The following is a 21,361-nucleotide window of genomic DNA, read 5'->3' on the forward strand; positions in this document are numbered from 1 at the left end:
GGGATGGGAAGACAGCAGCTGGCCGGACCGCGCCCCGGTCCGCGCCGTCCGAGCCCCGCCGTCTACCGCCGTCGGCGGCTGGTTGCAGGCATCCTCGCGGTGCTGCTCCTGGTGGGACTTGGGTTCGCGGTTGCCGGCGTGATTGGCGCTTTAACACCGGAAAAGCAGGCCGTAGCGGACGCCACTGTCCCCTCTCCGGTACTTACCGCCCCGGCCGCAACGCCTGCGGCCGAGACGAAAGCTCCGAAGGCTCCGAAACCCGCGGCGACTCCGTCGGAATCCGCCTGCCCCGCAGAGTCCGTCTTGGTTACGGCTGCCACCGATGCCCAGGTCTACCCGGCCGGTGCGACGCCGATCTTGGCGCTGACGGTCACGAACACCGGGGAATCCGCCTGCGAGATCAACGTGGGCACGTCGCAGATGGAGTTTTCGGTAGCCAGCGGCTCCGACCGGATCTTCTCTTCCACCGACTGCCAGGACGGCGGCGAGGACTACCTCAAGAAGGTGGAACCGGGCGCATCCGAGACGGCGAACTTCACCTGGGACCGGAACCGGTCGGCACCGGGCTGCGCCGCCGTGGCTTCCAACCCGAACCCCGGCTACTACGTGTTCACTGCCAAGCTCGGGGAAGTCACCAGCGAAACGGCTGTTTTCGAACTGGAATAGGCCTACATGAACCGGTCGAGGAGGCTGGTCTCCGCGATCCGGGAGAGACCTTCCCGCACGGTCCGGGCGCGCTGCTCGCCGATGCCGTCAACGGTCATCAGGTCATCGATGTTGGCGGCCATCAGGTTCTGCAGGCCGCCGAAGTGGTCCACCAACCGGTTGGATACTGCGGGGGGAACCGACTTGATATTGCTCAGGAGCCGGTAGCCGCGCGGCTGCACCACGGCTTCGAGCGAATCCTGGCCCGGCTGGAAACCGACCACCGAGGCGATCTTGCCCAGGTCCACCATTTCGGACGAGCTCATGTTCTGCAGCGTGGAGATCTGTTCCTCGATGTTGCGCTTTCCGTCATTCAGGTCCGCGTAGTCTCGCAGGATCATTTCGCTGCCCGGGCCGAGGCCGGTGGTCAGTTCCTCCAACTGGAGGGACAGCAGGCGGCCGTCGACGCCTAGTTCGAGGACATACTGTGAAATTTCCTCGGAAATGCGGCGGACCATCTCCTGGCGCTGCAGCGTGACCGCGACGTCGCGGACCGTCACCATTGCTTCGATTTCCAATGCGGAGAGGGAGTTGGTGACCTGGTCCAAGCGGGCGCGGTAGCGCTCGAGGGTTGCCAATGCCTGGTTGGCACGTGCCAGCACCGGCTCGGATCCTTCCAGGACGTGGCGGAGTCCGCCTACGTAGAGCTGGATGATCCGCATGGACTGGCTGACCGAAATCACGGGGAAACCGGTCTGGATGGCCACGCGTTCGGCGGTCCTGTGCCGGGTGCCGGATTCATGCGTTTCGATGGTGTGGTCGGGGACCAGCTGCACCGCCGCGCGCAGGATGTTCCCGGCGTCGCGGTCGCAGACGATCGCGCCGTCCATTTTGGCCAGCTCCCGCAGCCTGGTGGGGGAGAAGTCGATGCCGATATCGAACCCGCCGGAGCAGATGCTGTCCACCGCTCGGTCAAAACCGAGGACGATCAGGGCGCCGGTGCGGCCACGCAGAATGCGCTCGAGTCCGTCGCGGAGCTCGGTCCCGGGTGCGACCCGCGCCAGGGTTGCTTTAAGCGCGTCTTCGGGACTGCGGGCCATGGTCACTTCCTTCCGGCACGGGGGCCTGGATGATCTGGGCTGAGGCTTGCCCGTCCCTATACTAGTGGGAGATCCGGGCAGACCATCCAACTCGTGAACCACGGCACGTCCCCGGCCGGGCCCGCTGGCAGGGGCCGCTTGAGGCAGCTTGTGCGATGCCGCTCACCGGCGGCTCCCCGGGATCTTCGGATACGGCAGTGCTAGAAGAGCAGCTCCAGCGCCTCGGCCAACGTGGAGACCTCCCGGACCTTGAAACCGGAGGGGACGTTTCCCGGTCCGTTCGGGGAAGCCGGAACGACGGCGTGCGTGAAACCGAGCCGTTCGGCCTCGTTGATCCGCCGCGCGATACCCGGTACCGGACGCACCTCCCCGGCCAGTCCAACCTCGCCGAAGGCTATGAGCTGGGCCGGCAGCGGTTTGTTCATCTTCGCCGACGCCACAGCCAGCGCCACTGCCAGGTCCGTGGCCGGCTCGCCAAGCTTCACGCCGCCGACGGTGGAGACGTAACTGTCATCCTTGGCCAGGCTCATGGAGGCCCGCTGCTGCAGAACGGCCAGGAGCATGGCGACGCGGGACGCGTCAACACCGCTGGTTGCACGGCGGGCCTGGGCATTTCCGGTTTCGGCGACCAGGGACTGGACCTCGGCGACCAACGGCCGCTTGCCCTCCAGTGTGACGGTGATGCAGGTGCCCGAGACCGGGTCCTTGGTCCGCGAGACGAAGAGTCCGCTGGGGTCGGCGAGCCCTTCGATGCCGTCTTCGGTCAGGTCGAAGCAGCCCACCTCGTCCGTGGGTCCGTAGCGGTTCTTGACCGCACGCAGCAGCCGAAGCCTCGAATGCCTGTCGCCGTCGAACTGGCACACCACGTCCACCAGGTGCTCCAGCAGCCGGGGGCCGGCGATGGAGCCGTCCTTGGTGACGTGGCCGACCAGCAGGGTGGTCATGTTCCGGGTCTTCGCCGCATTGATCAAAGACGCGGCCACCTCGCGGACCTGGCTGACGCCGCCGGCGCTGCCGTCCACGGCGGTACTGCTCAGGGTCTGGACGGAGTCGACAATGAGCAGCCCGGGGGAGACCTGCTCCACCTGGCCCAGGGCCTGGCTGAGGTCCGTTTCCGCACTGAGATAGAGGTTCTCCGACACGGCGCCGATGCGCTCGGCACGCAGTTTCACCTGTGCCGTGGATTCCTCTCCGGTGACGTACAGGACGTCGCGGCCCAGGCCGGCGACGCGGGCGGCGACGTCGAGGAGCAGAGTGGACTTACCCACGCCGGGCTCCCCGGCCAGCAGGATCACCGCACCGGGAACCAGGCCTCCACCCAGGACGCGGTCCAGTTCACCTACCCCGGTGGCCTGGTAGGCGGCAGTGGTGGCGTCTACCTCGCCGATCCGCAGGGCCGGGCGGGCAACCACGGCGGCTGCGGTGGTCCGGGCCAGGACTTCGCCGGATTCCTCCACCGTTCCCCAGGCCTGGCACTCGCCGCAGCGTCCAACCCATTTGGCTGTCGTCCAGCCGCACTCCGAGCAGCGGAAGTTGGCGGTCTTGGGCCGTGCAGTCTTTGTTGCCATGGAATCAGGCTATCCCGCGGCACTGACACTTTTTTCCGGCAGGCTCAGACCTCCGAGAGGTAGGTAACCGCCTCTTCGTGGGTGAGTCCGGTGGATTCCAGCAGGTCCACCACGAGGGGGCGGAAAAGCATGATGAGCGCGTCGCCCTGCAGATCCGTGATGCCCAGCGACTTCGGATGCAGGCGCGTCCCCACCGCGGCCAGCTCGTTCCGGGCCTGGCGAAGGTGTCGGAGCCGGGTGTCCGGGCCTTCCCCGCCGCCCAGCGCGCGGGCCAGGACATCCACGGCATCGGCCGTCTCGTTCAGCACCTCCGACACGTTCTCGATGGCCTCGTCACCCAGCGACGCATGGTTAATGACCGACGTCGTCCGGCGGGCGAAAACCCGGCTGTTGCGGACCGCCAGGTCCAGATAACCGATGGAGCCGCGCAGATCTCCCAGTTCCGCCAGGTACCGCCGGTAGGCGGGCGAAATCCGGGCGACTTCCCGTGCATCCCGGACGCTGCGGGCCAGGGTGTCCAGCTGGGGCTGGGTGTTGCGGGCCCGGACCAGCGCATGCCAGGCAATGGTGGAATCGCTCTTGGCGATGGCTTCGGAACACTGGCGCAGCACGGCAGACAGTTCGTGCAGGAGCTCGCGGATGTTGGACTTCGGTTCCCGGCGCGGATCCCGCGGCGCCAGCATGGTCACCACCAGGGCAAAAACGCCGCCCACTATGGCGTCAACGCTGCGGGTGAACACACCGCCGTCCGGGGCGGGCAGGAGCACCACCAGCAGGGACTGCAGCCCCAGCTGGGTAGTGAAAATGACACCGCGGTCCAAAAAGCGGGCCAGCATCACCGAGAGAAAAAGGACGACGGCGGCCTGGGCCAGGCCGTTGCCCAGCAGGGTGAGCAGGATTTCGCCAATGGTGATGCCCAGCGTGCAGCCGATTCCCACCTCGAGCACCCGGCGGGTCCGCGGTTCCCGGGAGAACCCCAGGGAAATCAGGGCGGCCGTCGCGGCGAACAGCGGGCCCTCGTGCCCGAGCACGTACTCGGCAAAGGCATACGCTCCGACGGCGCAGATGGTCATCTGCAGGGCCGGCACCACGGAATTGCGGCTGCGCTGCAGCCCTACGCGGGCCCGGTTCTGCAGGAAACCCCGGCTTTTGGCGAAGGAGCTGCGTTGGGGCATGAAACCAGTCTAGGGGGAGCCGGGGGCAACATGTATCCGGCGTTACATTCGGCGGCCACGGATGTTCTTCGGCTGCCCGGCGGGCGTTAACTTTCCGTTCACCTTGCTTCGCCACCCTTGGACAGGAACGTGTTGGAGGTTCCGCGTGCTCGACTGCTTTTCCGCAATCAGCTTCCCGGCGCACCCGCGCCGAATGAACCCTTCGAAAGGGACACGATAGTGAAGGTTTTGAACCGCGCTGCATCCGTACTTTCAGTTTCACTTGTTGCCGCACTCGGCCTGGCCGCCTGCGGCACGGACAGCGCTGCACCCTCCGCGGCCCCGACTGCGGGGAGTTCGGAAAGCTCCGTCACGGGCACCCTTTCCGGTGCCGGCGCCTCCTCCCAGGATGCGGCCATGCAGGCCTGGATCGCGGGTTTCGGTGCAGCCAATCCGGAAGCGTCGGTGCAGTATTCACCGGACGGCTCGGGCGCCGGCAGGGAAGCGCTGCTGGCCGGCGGCGTCCAGTTCGCCGGGTCCGACGCCTACCTTGATGAAGAAGAAACCGCTGCGGCCGCGGAGGTCTGCGGACCCGACGGCGCCATCCACGTTCCCGTCTACATCTCACCGATCGCCGTGGCCTTCAACCTTCCCGGCATAACGGACCTGAACCTCGACGCAGAGACCATCGCAGCGGTCTTCCGCGGCGAGATCACCACATGGAATGACCCGGCCATCGCCGCGCAGAACGAAGCAGTTGAGCTGCCGGACACCGCCATCACGGCGGTACACCGCGGCGACGAATCGGGCACCACCAAGAACTTCACCGAATACCTGGCCGAAGCGGCACCCGAAAAGTGGACGGATAAGGCATCAGGCGAATGGCCGGCCGGGCTGCCGAACGGGGAAAGCGCCTCCGGCACCGGCGGCGTTATTTCCACGGTGACCTCCACTGAGGGCGGCATCACCTATGCCGACGCGTCGGCAGCCGGCTCCCTGGGCAAGGTCAGCGTCAAGGTGGGCGATACCTACGTACCGTTCAGCGCCGACGCCGCCGCACTCGCCGTCGAATCCTCCACCGCGGTGACCGGGGAAGGCCGTCCGGAAGCGGATATGGCCATGGACCTGGACCGCGACACGGCAGCATCGGGTGCTTACCCCGTGGTGCTCGTGAGCTACCACGTGTTCTGCACCAGCTATGAGGACCAGCAGACTGTGGACCTGGTCCGTGCGTTCGGTAACTATGTGGTCAGCGACGAAGGCCAGGCTGCCGCGTCCGACGCCGCGGGCAGTGCCCCGCTCTCCGAGAGCCTGCGGAGCCGGGCCGAAACTGCATTGGATTCCATCCAGGTGCGTTCCTAACCCGACCACCATCCTGCCCTCCCCGGGTCTCAGCACGGGGAGGGCAGGGTCCGCTCCAAGGCGGAGTACCTACACTGATAAAAGAGTCTGCACGCAACGCATTTCGAAGGGTGAGTAGTGTCCAGCAAGTCCATAACGGGAGAAAGCGGCGCGGGCCGCGCCGGAGACAAGATTTTCTCCGGCATTACGGTGACAGCCGGGTGCCTGATCCTGTTCGTCCTGTTCTGCGTGGCGGTTTTCCTGATGTGGCAGGCGCTGCCCACGTTCATGGCCGATCCGGCGGACATCTCCGGCGGCGGCGGGTTCGGGCAGTACATCCTGCCGCTGGTCATCGGCACGGTCATCGCCGCACTCATCGCGCTGCTGATCGCCACACCGGTGGGAATCGGTGTGGCCCTGTTCATTTCCCACTATGCCCCGCGGCGGCTCGCGCAGGGACTGGGCTACCTGGTGGACCTGCTCGCGGCCATCCCGTCGGTGGTCTACGGTGCCTGGGGCATGACAGTGCTGGCCCCGGCGCTGGTGGGTCCGTATAACTGGCTGGCCGAAAACGCCGGGTGGATTCCGATTTTCGCCGGTCCCGCCAGCCAGACCGGCAAAACCATGCTCACGGCAGGCATTGTGCTTTCCGTGATGGTGCTGCCGATCATTACCTCCCTTACCCGGGAGATCTTCCTGCAGACGCCCAAGCTGCACGAGGAAGCGGCACTGGCCATGGGTGCCACGCGCTGGGAAATGATCCGGATGGCTGTTTTCCCCTTCGCCCGTCCCGGCGTCGTCAGTGCCGTCATGCTGGGGCTGGGCCGTGCGCTGGGCGAAACCATGGCCGTGGCGCTCGTGCTCTCCTCCGGCGGTCTGATCGCCAGCCTGATCCGGCCCGGCAACCAGACCATCGCCGCCGAGATCGCCCTGAACTTCCCTGAAGCATTCGGGCTCCGGCTCTCGGAACTGATCGCTGCAGGACTCGTGCTGTTCCTGATCACCCTGGCGGTCAACATAATTGCCCGTTGGATCATCAGCCGCCACAAAGAATTCTCGGGAGCCAACTGATGCTCGATACAACCTCCGCCCTCGGCCGTCCCGGGTCCCTGCTGACCAAGAACAGGCTGCCCCGCTATACGCCCTGGATCGTGCTGGCCGCTGCCTTGATCCTGGGTGCGGCACTGTCCGCCCTCATCGGCTTCTCCGTCACGTCCTTCGCAATCTTCACCGCCGTGCTTTTCGTCATCGGCGGCACGGTTGTCACCTGGATCGTGGAGGGCAAGCGGCATGCAGTGGACCGCCTCGCGACGAACCTGGTCTGCGGTGCCTTCCTGCTGGCGCTGCTGCCCCTGGTATCGGTGATCTTCACCGTCCTGGTCCGCGGACTGCCCGGCCTCAGCCCGGACTTCCTGCTCACCTCCATGGGCGGCATGACCGGCGCCGTTGACAACGCCACGATGGAGAACGGGACCGCGGTGCTGGGCGGCGCCTACCACGGCATTGTCGGCACCCTGCTGATCACCTTCTGGGCCACGGTCATTTCGGTGCCCGTGGGCCTGCTCGCCGCCGTCTACCTGGTGGAATACAGCCGGGGCGGAACACTTTCGCGGGCCATCACGTTCTTCGTAGATGTAATGACCGGTATCCCCTCGATTGTGGCCGGCTTGTTCGCCGCCGCGTTCTTCGGGCTCGTCTTCGGGCCGGGCACGCGCACCGGATTCGTCGCCGCCGTCGCCCTCTCCGTGCTGATGATCCCGGTGGTGGTCCGCTCCACCGAGGAAATGCTCAAGATCGTGCCCAACGAACTCCGGGAGGCTTCCTATGCCCTGGGCGTGCGTAAGTGGCGGACCATCCTGAAGGTTGTGGTCCCTACCGCGATTTCCGGCATTGCCTCCGGCGTTACCCTGGCGATCGCCCGCGTGATCGGGGAAACGGCACCACTGCTGGTCACCGCCGGCTTCGTCAACACCATCAACTTCAACGCGTTTGCGGGCTGGATGAGCACGCTGCCCACCTTCATCTACCGGCAGCTGATGAGCCCCACCTCCCCGACCAACACAGATCCGAGTACCCAGCGGGCCTGGGCGGCCGCCCTGATCCTGATCATCATGGTGATGCTGCTGAACCTGGGCGCCCGCCTGATTGCCCGGATCTTCGCCCCCCGGACCTCCCGCTAGCCCTGTAAAGCGATTTACCGAGAAGGAAACCATGTCCAAGCGCATCGACGTCAAAGACTTGAATGTCTACTACGGCAATTTCCTCGCCGTCCAGGACGTCAACATCAACATTGAACCCCGCTCCGTGACCGCCTTCATCGGTCCCTCGGGCTGCGGCAAGTCCACCTTCCTGCGCACCCTGAACCGGATGCACGAGGTACTTCCCGGCGCACGTGTCGAAGGTGAAGTGCTGCTGGACGGGGAGAACCTCTACGGCCCGGGCGTTGACCCGGTGACCGTCCGCAGCCACGTGGGCATGGTGTTCCAGCGGCCCAACCCGTTCCCCACCATGTCCATCAGGGACAATGTGCTGGCAGGCGTGAAGCTGAACAACAAGCGCATCTCGAAGGCCGACGCCGATGACCTGGTGGAAAAGTCGCTGACGGGCGCCAACCTCTGGAAAGAGGTCCGTGACCGCCTGGACAAGCCGGGCTCCGGGCTTTCCGGCGGCCAGCAGCAGCGCCTGTGCATAGCCCGCGCCATAGCGGTCTCGCCGGAGGTGATCCTGATGGACGAGCCCTGCTCCGCCCTGGACCCCATCTCGACGCTGGCCATCGAGGACCTCATCGAGGAACTCAAGAGTGACTACACGGTGGTTATCGTTACGCACAACATGCAGCAGGCAGCGCGGGTGTCGGACAAGACGGCGTTCTTCAACATCGCCGGCACCGGGAAGCCCGGCCGGCTGATCGAGTACGCCGACACTCCGGTCATCTTCAGCAACCCCGCCGAGCAGGCCACGGAAGACTACGTCTCCGGACGTTTCGGATAGGCGGTTACAGGAGCGGACTGAGGGCCAGTAGCAGGATCCCGCCGAGCAGTGCGGTTACGGGTGCCGTGACCAGCCAGGTGACGAGGATTTCCCGCAGCGGAATGAAGCGGACGGTGGAAAAGCGCTGATTGGTGCCGGCGCCGACGATGGCGGACGTCATGGTCTGGGTGCTGGAGAGCGGAATGTGCAGCCAGAGCGCACCAAGGAACAGCATGGCGGAGCTGACCGCCTGGGCGCTCATGCCCCGCAGCGGGTCCATCCGGACCAGCCGGTACCCCAGTGTGTGCGTGATCCGCCAGCCGCCGAAGAGCGTGCCGGCGGCCAGGGCCAGCGCCGCAAAGAGCTGTACCCAGAGGGGAATGCCGGTTTCGGAAGTTTGCCCCGCGGCCAGCAGGGCAAGCACCACCACAGCCATGGTCCGTTGCCCGTCCTGGATCCCGTGCCCCAGGGAGAAGGCGGAGGTGAAGACGGACTGCGCTATCCGGTTTCCGGCGTCCCCGCGGCGCGGAGAACTGTAGCGCATCAGCCATGTGGCCGGGAAAACCAGCAGGTAAGCCAGTACAAAGGCGATCACGGGGGACAGCAGCAGCGGCAGGGCTATCTGCTCCCAGATCAGCCGGTAGGACTCGGCTATGTTGTGCCCGCCCACCAGGGTCGAGGCCGCGCCGGAACCCACCAGCCCGCCCACCAGGGCGGAAGTGGATGATGACGGCATCCGCCGCCACCAGGTCCACACCCCCCATCCGCAGGCCGCCAGCAGCCCGGCAATCAGGATGCCGAGGCCCTCTGGGCCGGCCGGGAGATCCACGAACCGGACGGTCAGGGCAACGGCCAGTGCGGTGCTCACGAGTGCACCCAGGAGGTTGAAGCCGGCGGCCAGCAGGATCGCCACAGTGGGGGTCAGTGCCCGGGTCCGGACGGAGGTGGCCACCGAGTTGGAGGCGTCATGGAAGCCGTTGAGGAAGGCATAGGCTCCGGCGAGCAGGACGACGCCGGCCAGGAGGAGGGTGGCCACCCTAGGATTCCCGGACGAGGACGCCGCCCACGAACGTTGCCGCCAGGCGCAGCTGCGCCGAGGTTCCCGAAAGCTGATCGGCAAGGTCCCGGTGCCGGGCATAGGCCATGGGCTTGTACTCATGCATCAGTTCCGCCACCCAGATCCGCCGGGACCGCTCGGCCCGCCGGGCCAGCCGGAGCATTTCGATCCAGTACTCTTCCAGGTCCTCCAGCGAAGCGAGCCGGCGCATGGCGGCGGCGGTCAGCTCAGCCTGCCGGCCGATGACTTCCAGCTGCTCGGAAGCCCGGCGGGACACCCCTGTGAGCTTGTAGAGGGAAATGGTTTCCGCAGAGGCGTCCAGGCACTCCATGGCGGACATCAGGAGCAGGGAAAGCTCGTAGAGGTCTTCACGGGGGAGCGGGTTGATGAAGCTGGTCCGCATCTGCGTCATCAGTGCAAAGTGCAGATCGGTGGTTTCGGCATCGATCTGATGCAGCTGCTCGGTGAGCCGGTCGAATTCCTCCGGTTCTGCTCCGAGGATCTCCGCCAGTATGCTGGTGCCGCGCAGCAGTTGGGATGCCATGCGGGAGAGCAGCTCAAGGCCTGCATTCTCTTGGGGGAAGAGTTGAAGCTTCACGCTGGACGCACGTCTGCCGGGGAAGTAAGGGTGCTCACAGCCCCAAGAATATCCGATGGAGGGGCTGGAATTACGGGAAAGCCCGCGAAAGAATCCGCTGGGAACCAGCTGGGGAAAAGTAACGGTGCCGGACCGGGAGCGCCTCTCGGCGGAAGGCCGCTCGAAGCGGCTCAGAGTTGAAGCCCGGGGGTTCCGCAGTCCGACACCGATTTCAGTTTTCTACGCTCGGCCGGTGATGTCAACACGGCCATGCGGCCCGGGGCGGCACTGTGAGGAGCGCCACTGTGGGGCTTGGCACTGTGTGCGCCACGGCACGGCTAGTCGAGCTCTCCGCGCCGCCAGGCGGCTGCCGAGTGCTCCAAATCCTCGGCCGTGTGTACCAGTTGGCGCGCGTTGCGGGTCAACAGGGTGGCCCGGTCCCCGTTGGAGGCCTCCGAGGAATCGGCATGGTTGGCCTGGCCGAGGGCCACTACGCGGCAGAATGCGGCGAAACGCTCCAGCGCGACGTCGAACTCACCTTCGAAGGCACCGGAAAGAATGGTGTCCGCCATGGCCCGCACTTCGTCCGCTCCGAGGGGCTCGGCTACTCCGGCGACTACCTTGGATACCTGTGCAACGTCTTTGCCGGCGGCGTAGTAGGCGGCGATCCGTTCCGGGTTCCGCTGGATGGATGCGCGGAGGGCATAGAGGCGCCAGAGGGCGCCGGGCAGGGACCGGGCGGGGCTTTCAGCCCACATCTCGGCCACGGCTTCCACCCCCTGCTGGTCGGTCAGTTCCACGAGCCGGCGGGTGACTTCCGGATCGGTGCTCTCGCGGCCGTGGTGGACCAGCGCCTGGGCGGCAAGATGGGCCGCCTCCGAAACGCGTGCCGGATCGGCACCGCCGGGGAAGTTGGCGAAGTCCACAGGTGCAAGAGGCTTTGGCTTGTGATGGCGCGGCGTTGAATTGGACTCACTCATACTTCGAAGAATACTCCGGCCTTTACGCGGAATCGAGGCGGTCCCAGGGGTGCCCTGCCGTGCTCCAGACCGGAGTTTTCCACGATCTGTGTGGTGTGCGATAAAGTGGGACAGTCGGTCCGCAAGCTGTCAAAAGCCGGGGCCGGTGGAGCGCCTATAGCTCAGTTGGTAGAGCAACGTCCTTTTAAGTCGTGGGTCGCAGGTTCGAGCCCTGCTGGGCGCACCGAACAAGAATGGCTTGCCTTCAGTGAAGGCAAGCCATTTCTGTGTCCGGCACCGCCGTTATTCCGCGGCGTCTTCCGCCGCCTTGCGTGCCGGTGCCGGAACCGGACGACGGCGGGTGGTATCGAACTTCATCAACTTGTGGGTGCCGTCGCAGTACGGCTTGATGGCCGAACCGCCGCACCGGCACAGGGCAACGGTTTCCCGGTCACGGGGTACCGGAATGCCGTCAGGCGTGACAATTTCAAAGTCGCCGCGGACCAGCAGGGGACCGTTGGGGCAGGCCACGATGGAAGCGGGCGCGGCTCCTTCCCGTGTCTCCCAGGTTCCGGCGCCGGCCTGCTCCGCCTGGACGTCCGCTTGTTCGGCGTTCGCCTCCGTCAGCGCGTCCTGCGCGGCGTCCTTCTCATCTACGTGGCCGGCCGCCGGAGCCGTCACGGGGTTACTCCGGCGGCCGCAGTTGCGGCCAGCGCCGCCGGGCCGCCGTCGTTCACCAGGGAACGAAGCAGTGCGGACTCGCCCGCCTGCCAGGCCTTCAGCTGGTCTTCGCCGAGCATCGCATCGATGGCCAGGACAGTCGCGGCGCCGAAGATGACGTCGGCGAGCAGATCGGGTTCAGCCTCGGCCAGGCCGCCGGCCAGGTCCCGGGCGGCAATCTGTTCGTGCACGGCATCGGCTTCCACATGCTCGTCGAAGTAGTAGGTGACATCGTCGCTGAACCCGTGCCGGCGGAACCCGCGGGCGTAGAACGAGTTGGGGATCGAGGACGTCATCTCGAACGCCGCCAGGTGCCCGGCAATGGCGCCGCGAAGCCGGCGGTTCAGTCCGAAGAGCGACATGGCGTTGGAGGAGGCCAGGGTCAGGGCGGGAACCTGGTCAATGTAGTACCCGTAGCCGGATTCCAGGTCCAGGCCCTCCATGGTGGTGCCGAACAGCTTCGAGTGCATCCGCTCCACCCGACCGCCGCCGTACTCATCGGCCTGGATTTCGACCAACGCTGCCTTTGCGCGGCCCACCGGCAGGCGCGGAATCGCCCAGCTGTGCGGATCCGCTTCCTTCAGTTGGTAGACCGAGCGCAGGATCAGGAACTCGCGAAGCTGTTCCACGCTGGCCTTGCTGGCAATGAACCGGGAGACGCTGGGGCCGTCGTCGTCGGCTGCCAGGCGGAAGAGGGTCTCCGCGACGGCTTCGCTATTCGGTGCGGGCAGCTCGGGGACGGGCACCGTGCGGCGCAGCACATCCTCGAATGCCGCCTCCAGCCGTGCCCGGACGCGGATCAGCTCGGGATCCCACTCTGCCGCGTCGTCAACTCCGTCCAGTCCGCTGTAATGCAGCTCGTACAGGCAGAACAGGGCCAGCTGGAGGTCTTCGTCACGGAACAGATCCGCGGTGGCAGCCAGTGCTTCGTCCACCAGCAGGTTCAAGGAACCGTAGGCGTTGGCATGACCTGTTCCGCCGCGGTTCTGGAGGAGGTCAATCAAGGTGGCGCTGACGGGGCCTCTCGGGGCGGGAATCTTCATTGCTTTCCTTACAACGCACTACAAAGTGCTTTTCCGGCGGGTTTCATGGGGTGGTTGGAACGAATCCAACCGTCAGCATACTTGGTGTGGCCCGGAGGGGCCTGTTTTGCCGGGCGGCCGGGGCCGGCATTGACCTTTGCCGCGGGGTTCGGTGCAATGGAGGCAAAGACGACAATGCGCAGGAGGGTGGATATGCCCGGTATGGATCCTTCAACGGTTCTGCCGCTGCTGCTGCTGACGGCAGTGCTGGTGGCTGGGTCTGCCGGTGTGGACCGTGCGCTCGGTACCCGGGACGGGGAAAACCTCTTCTGGGTCGGGTTCTCCGCGTTCCTGGGAGTGCTCCTGACCGCTGCGTGGGTGTTGGCTGCCACGTCGGCCGCATCTGCCGCAGTCGGAGCCGTTGTGGTGGCGGGCAGTATCGCGGCGGCGCTTTGGGTGGGGCGGCGGGACCGCCGTCGTCGCCGGAACCGCGAACGCCAACAGCTGGAGGCCGCAGTAAATGCCGCTGCCGCCCGGCACCGGGAAGTCCTGGCCCGCTGGAGTGCCTATGAACTGGACCCCTGGCTCGCGGCGGAAAACCCGCAGCTGCTGGACGTACGCACCCCGGAAACGCGGACCTTTATCCGGGCGCTGAAGGTTGCCGAGCAACTGCGCCCCGAAGCGGGAACCGCGGCGGAGGCCGCTGCCTACGCCGAAGCAGTCACCACGCTGGAAGACTCGCTGCGCCGCGCGGAAGCGACCGCTGACGGCGGGCAGGCGGCCTGACGGCGGGGACTGGACCGTGGTGGGAATGCGTGGCAGTCTCGGGCCATGACTAGCAAAGACATCAGCGTCACGCGCAATGAAGCGCTGAACCGGTACGAACTGCGGCTGGACGGCACCCTCGTGGGTATGGCCGATTACCAGGTGGAGCCGGACGGCGTTGCTTTGACCCATACGGAAATGGAGCCGGCGTTCCGGCATCAGGGCTACTCATCGCGCCTGGCCCGATACGCCGTGGAGGACATTGTGAGCGGCGGGCGACGGATCAAGCCGTACTGCTCCTACATGGCCGCATACCTTGGCAAGCATCCGGAATACAGCCACCACGTGTCCTGGCCGCAGGACTAGCCGTTAATTGAAGCTGGCTTCCCGCTCTGCATATGGGGGGAACGCAGAAGGGGAAGCCAGTTCCAACAGTATAATTCCATTTGTCCGGGTAAATCCAATCGAGGGGGCCGAAGATGGCGGTGTCTGCCAGGTCTTTCCAGAATTGGCGCAGCGCAGTGGCCCCGGGCGAATCCAACGCAGACGTTTGCCGCCGGACGGGCATCAAGCGCTCCACCCTGACCCAGCAGATTGTCCGGGGCAAAGTATCGGAAATTACCGTGGTCCGGGTGGCTAGGGCGTACGGAAAAAACCCGGTTGAGGCACTGTCGGATTTCGAGGAATACTCCGACCTGCTCGGCGGGCCCTGGCGGCCCACGCCCGCGGAACTCATCAGCCAGGTTTCCTACGTCTGCATCCTGCAGGTGATCCTGGCCCGGGCCACCCAGTCCGGACCCCCGGAATGCCCTGACCTTGCGAAATATCCGCACCGGAACGCGATCCGTTCCTGGTTCGAGGCGGTAGACCCGGGGGACCTGCGCCAGCAGCTTAGTGCCAAGACCGGAGTTGCACCGCAGAATATTTCGGCGCAGCTTTCAGCGGGCCGGCTGGCGCCCGAATTGGCCGTGGAAGCGGCGCGGATTGCGGGTGCTTCACTCCCGGGCGGTTTGGTGGCCACCGGGCTGGTCACGCCGGGAGAGGCCGGCTGGCCGCAGAAGGGCCAGCAGGAGGCATTGGCTGCACTCAGCGATTCCGAACTCATGTTCCTGGCCCGGGACCGTTTAGACGGGGTGGGAAAGCAACTAAGGAAGTATGAACACGATGTGGAGAATGATCTAACGCTCTTGGAGAACCTGGGATGAATATAGCCTCTGCCATTCAGTTTGGCGCGCTGGCCGTTGTGGCTGTTTTTACCCTGGTTCGGCTGCCGCTGGCTATCCAGGGCCGCAATCCAATGCTCTTTTGGGGGCTTGCCGCTGCCACCATAGGAGTCGCGCTGAGCATTCCGTCGATTTACCTTCCCGTGGATGCTTTGCTGGGCGGATCAAATCACGCCAACCTGGTTCTCCGTTATGCGACCTACGGAGTCGTGGCGCTCATTGGCGGCAGTGCCGCTGCGGCGTTCCAGGCTCCCAAAGTACGCCGAATCATTTTGGGGCTCCCCGGACTCGTAGTACTGGCCGCAACAGCCATTGCCACCACCGTGTTGTTCAGCATGTGCGACATGCCGGTCTCTTCCCCGGGCCTCAACGGCTATATAAACCAGGAACCCGTCTGGGCCTACGCCGTGCTGGGACGGATCTATCCCGCCTATATAGCCGCCTGCCTGATCGTTCCCGCTTTCCGTGTCGCTGCGACCGGGAGGCGGCCTGCCCTGCTGCGGGTCGGATCGGCGCTGGTAGGCGTTGCCCTTGCCGAGATCGTGATCTGGTCGGCGCTGTGGGTGACCGGACAGCAGACCGGTGTTTGGGACTACATCCTGCCGCATTCCTCGGTCATTATCCTCACGGCTGGGCTCGCTGCCGTAGCCGTCTACGGTATCGCCGCAAAAAAGAAAGAAAAGCAAAGCCTGCTGACGCATAGCTACGCAAGGTGACAATTAGGTAAAGTTGTTCACGATTTCATGTTTGTATGCCAGAATAATGAATATGTAACGTCCGCTGCCTGTGGGGGGTCAGCGTGAAGTTGCAACGAAGCCAGCGGCACTGCCGTTGGCTTCGTCATTTCCGGGAATAGCCGGTACTGAAAGCAAAAGGCGGGACATTCATAGAACGGATGAGTGCCCCGCCTCTTGCCCGGGCTGCCTAGGTCGCATCCAGATCCGTCTCGAGAATCTTGGCCAGTTCCTCCAGGGCCGTTTCCGCACCCTCCCCGTCCGAGCGCAGCACCACCACATCTCCGTGCGATGCGCCAAGGCTCATCAGGGACAGCATGCTCGAGGCATCCATTGCCTCTTCGGCCGGTTCCCCTTCCATCGCTATGGTCACGTCGACGGGCTGGGCCGCTGCCGCTTCCGCGAAGATCGATGCCGGCCGGGCATGGAGTCCCACCCTGCTGGCCACTGTGGCTTTGCGTTCTGCCATTTTTCGTTCCTTCCGTGGTTAAGCTGCTGGCTTTTGTTCCGCCTTGCCCGCCTACAGTCCGAGCTGTTCGAGGATGGGCAGCCGGCTGCGGACAATGGTGCGCGCTTCAGCCGCGGAGTGTGCCGCCAGGGCCCTCGCGGACAACTCTTTCGCCTGGTCATGGGTCACGGAAGCCAGGACCGTCCCCACGGTGGACAGTGCCCGGGGAGTCATCGACAGCGTGTTCACTCCCATGCCGGCCAGGACGACGGCGAGTGCGGGGTCGGCGGCTGCCTCACCACAAACACCCACGGTCCTGGCGCCGGCCGCCGGGTCCAGGGCCGTGGCTCTTGCCGCACCGGCCACGGTGGCGGAAATCAACTGCAGGACAGCCGGCTGCCACGGGTCGTTCAGCGACGCCAGCGAACCCAGTTGCCGGTCCGAGGCCATGGTGTACTGCGTCAGGTCATTGGTGCCCAGGCTGGCAAACCTCACCCGCGAAAGGATGGCTTCGGACATGATGGCCGCCGACGGCACCTCCACCATCACCCCGGGCATGCCGAGTCCGGCTCCGGCGCACATCACCGCGAAGTCGGCGGCCTCCTCCGCGGTGGAGACCATCGGTGCCATTACCCAGACATCCGCCGTGGAGGCCCCGGCGGCAGCGGCAATAGCCTCGAGTTGGCGGGCGAGGACACCAGGCGTGGAACGGTCGGTCCGGAATCCGCGTACCCCCAGCGCCGGGTTGGGCTCCGTTGTGTCCGTCAGGAACGGGAGCGGCTTGTCCGCGCCGGCGTCGAGGGTCCGGATCACTACCTTCCGGCCGGGGAATGCTTCGAACACCGCACCGTAGGCGGCAACCTGTTCCTCGATGGTGGGTTCGGTATCCCTGCCTAGGAAACAGAACTCCGTGCGGAGCAGCCCGATTCCTTCGGCACCTGCCTCCGCCGCGGCCCGGGCGTCCTTCCCTGATCCCACGTTGGCCAACAACGGCACCAGGTACCCGTCCGAGGTTGAGCCCGTGCCGTTGAATGCCGGGAGTGCGGAGCGGGCCGCGTATTTGTGCGCAGCCTCCCGTTCCTCTTCCCCGGGTTCCACCACCACGGTGCCGGCCGCGCCGTCGAGATAGATTTCGGCTCCATCAGGAACTTCGTCCGCGCCGGGGGCTCCGACCACGGCGGGCAGGCCCAGGGAGCGGGCGAGGATTGCCGTGTGGGACTGCGGGCCGCCCTCGCTGGTGACCAGTCCGATCACCATTGCCGGGTCCAGCGTTGCGGTGTCGGCCGGTGCCAGCTCCACGGCCGTGAGGATAAAGGGAACATCGGAAGCCGGAATCCCGGGTGCCGGCAGTCCGTTGAGTTCGGCGACAATCCGGGCGCGGACATCCAGCACGTCCTGGGTCCGTTCAGCCATGTAGCCGCCGAGGCTCTGGAGCATGGCGGCTACCTCCATGCCCGCTTCCCAGATGGCCCGGTCCGTAGCCATGCCTGCGTTGATGTGTTTGCCCGCCGCTTTGAGCAGCATGGGATCGGAAGCCATCATGGCGGTGGCGTCCAACACGGCTTTTGCATCTCCCGAGGCGGTTTCCGCCCGGTGCTTGAGGTCCCCCCGGACTGCTTCAGCGGCATCCTTGAGGCGGCTTTTCTCCCCGTCCACCGTGCTGCCCGGGGCTGGTTTCGCCTCGGCATCAGGCTCGGGCACCGGAGGCGGCATCCGGCGCGAGGGGCCGAGGACGCGTCCGGCACTGACTCCGATTCCCTGGATGGTCCGCATCATCTAAGCCTTCCTCTTCATCGACTGTGCTTTAGGCAATTGCTGGTTCCTCCACCTTTTTCCGGGGCTTCACGAACCGTTTCAAAGCCACGTAAACGAACCCGGTAACAGCTGCTCCTGCCAGTATGGCGACGATGAACATCAGCAGGTTGCCGATGGCGAAGAACACGAAGATACCGCCGTGCGGTGCCTGTGAGGTTACCCCGGTGCCCAGGCAGATCGCACCGGCCACCGCACCGCCCAGCATGGTGGAGGGAATGACCCGGAAGAAATCGGAAGCGGCAAACGGGATGGCGCCCTCCGAAATGAAGGCCGCACCCAGCAGCCACGCCGCCTTTCCGTTCTCGCGCAGGGCCATGCTGAACTGGTTCTTTGCCAGCACCGTGGAGGCAAAAGCCATGCCCAGCGGCGGGACCATGCCGGCTGCCATGACCGCTGCCATGATTTCCCACGGCACCTGGTTCTCGAAGCTGCCTTCCCCAAGCCCGGCAACGGCAAACGCGTACGCCACCTTGTTGATCGGACCACCCAGATCGGAACCCATCATCAGGCCAAGAATGATGCCCAGACCGATGGCCGCCACACCGGTGAGGCCGGTCAGCCAGTCATTCAGTCCCAGGGTCAAGGCGGCAATGGGTCCGCCCAGGACCAGCATCATCAGGCCGGAGGCTATGATCGACGCCAAAAGCGGAATGATGACCACCGGCATCAGCCCCCGCATCCACGACGGAACGTTCCAGCCGCCGATCCAGCGGGCCGCGTAACCGGCCAGCAGGCCGCCGATGATGCCGCCGATGAAGCCGGCATCCATAAACACCGCCACGGCGCCTGCGGTGAAGCCCGGTGCGATGCCCGGCCGGTCGGCCAGGGCATAGGCAATGTAACCGGCCAGGGCAGGCACCAGGAAGCCCATGGACAGGGAGCCGATCTTCCAGAACACGGCTCCGAGATAGGGGATCACCCCTTCAGGCGGCGGATTAAGGATCGACGTGCCGTCCAGCATCCGGTCTCCGTTGGCGACGTCGTCGACCGACAGTGCGAGCTCGTAGCCGCCCAGGAGGAAGCCGAGGGCAATCAGCAGACCGCCGCCGGCAACAAACGGAATCATGTAGCTGACGCCGGTCAGCAGCGCCCGCTTGAGCTGTCCGCCGAAGCCTTCCCCGCCGGAGCCGGAGCCGCCTTCGTTCTCCTCCCCGCCGCCGCCGCCTCCGGACACGCGCCGGGCATTCGGGTCATTGACTGCGTTGAGGGCTTCGTCGATCATCACGCCCGGTTCGTCGATGCCGCGTTTCACGGGTCCGCTGATCAGCGGTTTCCCGGCGAAGCGCCCCTTGTCCCGGACATCGACGTCGACGGCAAAGATCACCGCTTCCGCGTTGCGGATCACCGAGGGGTCCAGGGGAGTGGATTTGGCGGAACCCTGCGTTTCCACCTGCAGGTCGACGCCGCGCTCGGCAGCTGCCGCGGCGAGGGAATCAGCGGCCATGTAGGTGTGCGCAATACCGGTGGGGCATGCGGTCACGGCGACCAGATGCCGTGACCTCGAGGTGTCCGTGTGGGTTGCTCCGGTACCGCCCGCGGAAGCAGGAGCGTCGGCTCCGTGTCCGCCGTCGCCGGTTCCGTCCGCTTGGCCCCCGCCCGTTTGGCCCCCGCCCGCTTGGCCCCCGCCCGCTTGGCCCCCGCCCGTTTGGCCCCCGTCGCGGGAGCCGGCGTCGCTGCCCACGGCAGTGGCGCCGGTGGCCGCACCCGCCGCAGCGGCGCCGCCCGCACCGGCGGCGCTTCCGGCGCTGTCCGGTGCGGGGCCGAGCCCGAGGGCTCCGTCAACCAGTTCCACGATCTGCACCGGCGAGGTAGCCGAACGCAGGGAGGCGGTGAAGTCCTTACGGATGAGCGATCGGGCCAGCTTTGCGAGCAGTTGGAGGTGTTCCTGGTCCGCTCCTTCCGGAGCAGCAATGAAAAAGACGATGTCGGCGGGGCCGTCCTTCGCTCCCCAGTCCACTGCGGGACGAATCCGCGCCATGGCGAGCGTCGGTTTGGTGACCGCCGCGGACCGGCAGTGCGGAATCGCAATGCCGCCGGGCACGCCGGTGGCGGTCTTCGATTCACGGGCCATCGCATCCGCGTAGAGGTCTTCGTAATTGGTCGCCCGGCCCGCGGCCACCACACCCCGGGCCAAATGGCCGATAACAGTGGTCTTGTCCGTGCCCAGGTTCTCGTCCAATGTGACCAGGTCCGGCGTAATGAGGTCCGACATCAGCTTTCCTCCTTCGAAGACGACGACGGCGAAGCGGTGGCGCTCCCGGCGGCAGCTCCCCGAGGGGTGCCCCGGGTGCCGTTGAGGGTGGTGACCGTTACCGCTCCTGGATCAGTAGCTGTAACGGCTGGGACAGTGGTTCCGGGAAGGGAGGCAGCGGCGGCACCGTGGGCTACTGCCTGCCGTAGGCAGTCCGGAGGTGCCGCACCGGAGACGTCGGCAAGCAGGTACCCGGCCAGGGCCGAATCCCCTGCGCCAACCGTCGAGCGGGCCTGCACGGGTGGTCGGGTGGCCAGCCAGCTTCCGTGCGCAGTGACCAGCAGTGCGCCCCTGGCACCCAGGGTGGCGAGGACGGCGCCGACGCCGCGTTCAATCAGCATCCCCGCCGCCCGCGCCGCCAGCAGGGGGTCGGCTTCCAGTTCCGCTTCGGAGGAAAACCCCGTGGCTTCGGAGAGTTCCTCGGCATTGGGTTTAAGCAGGTCCGGCTCCGCTCCGTGCAGCAACGCGCCCATGAGGGGCGGTCCGGAGGAGTCGATGGCTATGCGCGGCGCCTTGGCCCCCAGCCGGTCCCTCACGGTATGGGCCACCGATGCGTAAAAGTCCGGCGGCACTTCCGGGGGGAGCGAGCCGGCCAGCACCAGCCAGGAACCCGGGCCGCTGTCGCCGGCGGTGCAGGCCCCTACCAGCAGGGAGATCAGTGCCTCCTGCTCCACCGGCTTCAGCGGCGGACCGGGAGCATTGATCTTAGTGGTGGTGCCGTCCGGCTCCGTGAGCGTGATGTTGCTGCGCAGCGGCGCCGCGATGGGCAGGTTCAAGTACTCGACTCCCGCCTGCCGCAATCCGGCCATGACGGGATCGGCGTCGGCGCCGGGAAGGACGGCAACGGACCGGATACCCGAGACAGTCAGGGCCCGGGAGACGTTTACGCCTTTGCCGCCCGGCTCTTCTCCCGCGGCAACGGCACGCTGGACGGCTCCCCGCTCCAGTGCCCCGGGGAGCGAAACGGTGCGGTCCAGGCTGGGATTGGCAGTAAGGGTGAGGATCATAAAGG

General features: G+C 65.9%; 21 protein-coding genes and 1 tRNA gene. 10 read left to right on the forward strand and 12 right to left on the reverse strand.

The genetic code is table 11. From position 1 onward, the window contains the following. The first annotated feature begins 3 nt into the window (after positions 1-3). Positions 4-666, forward strand: a complete 663-nt coding sequence (locus N2K99_RS00555; RefSeq protein ID WP_227920640.1) for a hypothetical protein — start codon at positions 4-6, stop codon at positions 664-666. Positions 667-668: 2 nt separating this feature from the next. On the opposite strand, the gene disA is transcribed toward N2K99_RS00555, so the two are convergent. The 3 genes from disA to N2K99_RS00570 all read right to left on the reverse strand — a co-directional run bounded on the left by disA (position 669) and on the right by N2K99_RS00570 (position 4,488). Continuing rightward, a complete protein-coding gene (gene disA, locus N2K99_RS00560) occupies positions 669-1,745 on the reverse strand; it encodes a DNA integrity scanning diadenylate cyclase DisA (protein WP_227920642.1) in 1,077 nt (358 codons plus the stop codon). Positions 1,746-1,945: 200 nt separating this feature from the next. Beyond that, the gene (gene radA, locus N2K99_RS00565) at positions 1,946-3,313 is read right to left on the reverse strand and encodes a DNA repair protein RadA (protein WP_227920644.1); all 1,368 of its coding nucleotides are present in this window, start codon (positions 3,311-3,313) and stop codon (positions 1,946-1,948) included. Positions 3,314-3,357: 44 nt separating this feature from the next. Further along, positions 3,358-4,488, reverse strand: coding sequence for an aromatic acid exporter family protein (locus N2K99_RS00570; protein ID WP_227920646.1), 1,131 nt, complete (start codon positions 4,486-4,488; stop codon positions 3,358-3,360). A gap of 219 nt (positions 4,489-4,707) precedes the next feature. On the opposite strand from N2K99_RS00570, the gene pstS reads away from it, so the two are divergent. The 4 genes from pstS to pstB all read left to right on the forward strand — a co-directional run bounded on the left by pstS (position 4,708) and on the right by pstB (position 8,799). Continuing rightward, positions 4,708-5,829: a phosphate ABC transporter substrate-binding protein PstS gene (gene pstS, locus N2K99_RS00575; RefSeq protein WP_227920649.1), complete on the forward strand. Its 1,122-nt coding sequence runs from the start codon at positions 4,708-4,710 to the stop codon at positions 5,827-5,829. 117 nt (positions 5,830-5,946) lie between these two features. After that, positions 5,947-6,879, forward strand: coding sequence for a phosphate ABC transporter permease subunit PstC (pstC, locus tag N2K99_RS00580; RefSeq protein WP_227920651.1), 933 nt, complete (start codon positions 5,947-5,949; stop codon positions 6,877-6,879). Then, entirely contained in the window at positions 6,879-7,988 is a 1,110-nt protein-coding gene (pstA, locus tag N2K99_RS00585; RefSeq protein WP_227920653.1) for a phosphate ABC transporter permease PstA, read from the forward strand. The genes pstC and pstA overlap by 1 nt, the downstream gene beginning before the upstream one ends. Positions 7,989-8,019: 31 nt before the next feature. After that, positions 8,020-8,799 (forward strand): phosphate ABC transporter ATP-binding protein PstB, encoded by a 780-nt coding sequence (gene pstB / locus N2K99_RS00590; RefSeq protein WP_227920655.1) that lies wholly within the window; start codon positions 8,020-8,022, stop codon positions 8,797-8,799. Between the two features lie 4 nt (positions 8,800-8,803). On the opposite strand, the gene N2K99_RS00595 is transcribed toward pstB, so the two are convergent. The 3 genes from N2K99_RS00595 to N2K99_RS00605 all read right to left on the reverse strand — a co-directional run bounded on the left by N2K99_RS00595 (position 8,804) and on the right by N2K99_RS00605 (position 11,392). Continuing rightward, a complete protein-coding gene (locus N2K99_RS00595) occupies positions 8,804-9,814 on the reverse strand; it encodes an inorganic phosphate transporter (RefSeq protein ID WP_227920656.1) in 1,011 nt (336 codons plus the stop codon). A gap of 1 nt (position 9,815) precedes the next feature. Beyond that, entirely contained in the window at positions 9,816-10,379 is a 564-nt protein-coding gene (locus N2K99_RS00600) for a DUF47 domain-containing protein (RefSeq protein WP_227920657.1), read from the reverse strand. Between the two features lie 371 nt (positions 10,380-10,750). Continuing rightward, positions 10,751-11,392: a hypothetical protein gene (locus N2K99_RS00605; protein ID WP_227920658.1), complete on the reverse strand. Its 642-nt coding sequence runs from the start codon at positions 11,390-11,392 to the stop codon at positions 10,751-10,753. A gap of 150 nt (positions 11,393-11,542) precedes the next feature. Between N2K99_RS00605 and N2K99_RS00610 the strand changes: the two genes are divergently transcribed. Next, a tRNA-Lys gene (locus N2K99_RS00610) sits at positions 11,543-11,615 on the forward strand. A gap of 59 nt (positions 11,616-11,674) precedes the next feature. On the opposite strand, the gene N2K99_RS19115 is transcribed toward N2K99_RS00610, so the two are convergent. Both N2K99_RS19115 and N2K99_RS00620 read right to left on the reverse strand, forming a co-directional pair. Beyond that, a complete protein-coding gene (locus N2K99_RS19115; protein ID WP_374200012.1) occupies positions 11,675-12,052 on the reverse strand; it encodes a CDGSH iron-sulfur domain-containing protein in 378 nt (125 codons plus the stop codon). Beyond that, positions 12,049-13,134: an iron-containing redox enzyme family protein gene (locus tag N2K99_RS00620; protein WP_227932624.1), complete on the reverse strand. Its 1,086-nt coding sequence runs from the start codon at positions 13,132-13,134 to the stop codon at positions 12,049-12,051. The genes N2K99_RS19115 and N2K99_RS00620 overlap by 4 nt, the downstream gene beginning before the upstream one ends. Positions 13,135-13,335: 201 nt before the next feature. Here N2K99_RS00620 and N2K99_RS00625 point away from each other — a divergent pair, with 201 nt between their 5' ends. The 4 genes from N2K99_RS00625 to N2K99_RS00640 all read left to right on the forward strand — a co-directional run bounded on the left by N2K99_RS00625 (position 13,336) and on the right by N2K99_RS00640 (position 15,817). Continuing rightward, positions 13,336-13,899, forward strand: a complete 564-nt coding sequence (locus N2K99_RS00625) for a hypothetical protein (RefSeq protein ID WP_227932623.1) — start codon at positions 13,336-13,338, stop codon at positions 13,897-13,899. A gap of 45 nt (positions 13,900-13,944) precedes the next feature. After that, positions 13,945-14,244 (forward strand): GNAT family N-acetyltransferase, encoded by a 300-nt coding sequence (locus tag N2K99_RS00630; protein WP_227920665.1) that lies wholly within the window; start codon positions 13,945-13,947, stop codon positions 14,242-14,244. Positions 14,245-14,357: 113 nt separating this feature from the next. After that, the gene (locus tag N2K99_RS00635; protein WP_227920667.1) at positions 14,358-15,083 is read left to right on the forward strand and encodes a hypothetical protein; all 726 of its coding nucleotides are present in this window, start codon (positions 14,358-14,360) and stop codon (positions 15,081-15,083) included. Next, on the forward strand, positions 15,080-15,817 hold the full coding sequence (locus N2K99_RS00640; protein ID WP_227932622.1) for a hypothetical protein: 738 nt from the start codon (positions 15,080-15,082) through the stop codon (positions 15,815-15,817). The genes N2K99_RS00635 and N2K99_RS00640 overlap by 4 nt, the downstream gene beginning before the upstream one ends. Positions 15,818-16,025: 208 nt before the next feature. Here the strand turns inward: N2K99_RS00640 and N2K99_RS00645 are convergent, their stop codons facing one another. Genes N2K99_RS00645 through N2K99_RS00660 form a run of 4 tightly spaced genes read right to left on the reverse strand, consistent with a single transcriptional unit; the run spans position 16,026 to position 21,356 of the window. Then, positions 16,026-16,304, reverse strand: coding sequence for an HPr family phosphocarrier protein (locus N2K99_RS00645; RefSeq protein ID WP_227920671.1), 279 nt, complete (start codon positions 16,302-16,304; stop codon positions 16,026-16,028). Between the two features lie 51 nt (positions 16,305-16,355). Continuing rightward, positions 16,356-18,056, reverse strand: coding sequence for a phosphoenolpyruvate--protein phosphotransferase (gene ptsP / locus N2K99_RS00650; protein ID WP_227932936.1), 1,701 nt, complete (start codon positions 18,054-18,056; stop codon positions 16,356-16,358). Positions 18,057-18,087: 31 nt separating this feature from the next. Further along, positions 18,088-20,310: a fructose-specific PTS transporter subunit EIIC gene (locus N2K99_RS00655; protein WP_227932621.1), complete on the reverse strand. Its 2,223-nt coding sequence runs from the start codon at positions 20,308-20,310 to the stop codon at positions 18,088-18,090. Beyond that, positions 20,310-21,356, reverse strand: coding sequence for a 1-phosphofructokinase family hexose kinase (locus tag N2K99_RS00660; RefSeq protein ID WP_227920676.1), 1,047 nt, complete (start codon positions 21,354-21,356; stop codon positions 20,310-20,312). The genes N2K99_RS00655 and N2K99_RS00660 overlap by 1 nt, the downstream gene beginning before the upstream one ends. Positions 21,357-21,361: the final 5 nt, after the last annotated feature.

This window comes from Arthrobacter sp. zg-Y1110 (assembly GCF_025244865.1).
In the GTDB taxonomy this organism is placed as follows: domain Bacteria; phylum Actinomycetota; class Actinomycetes; order Actinomycetales; family Micrococcaceae; genus Arthrobacter_B.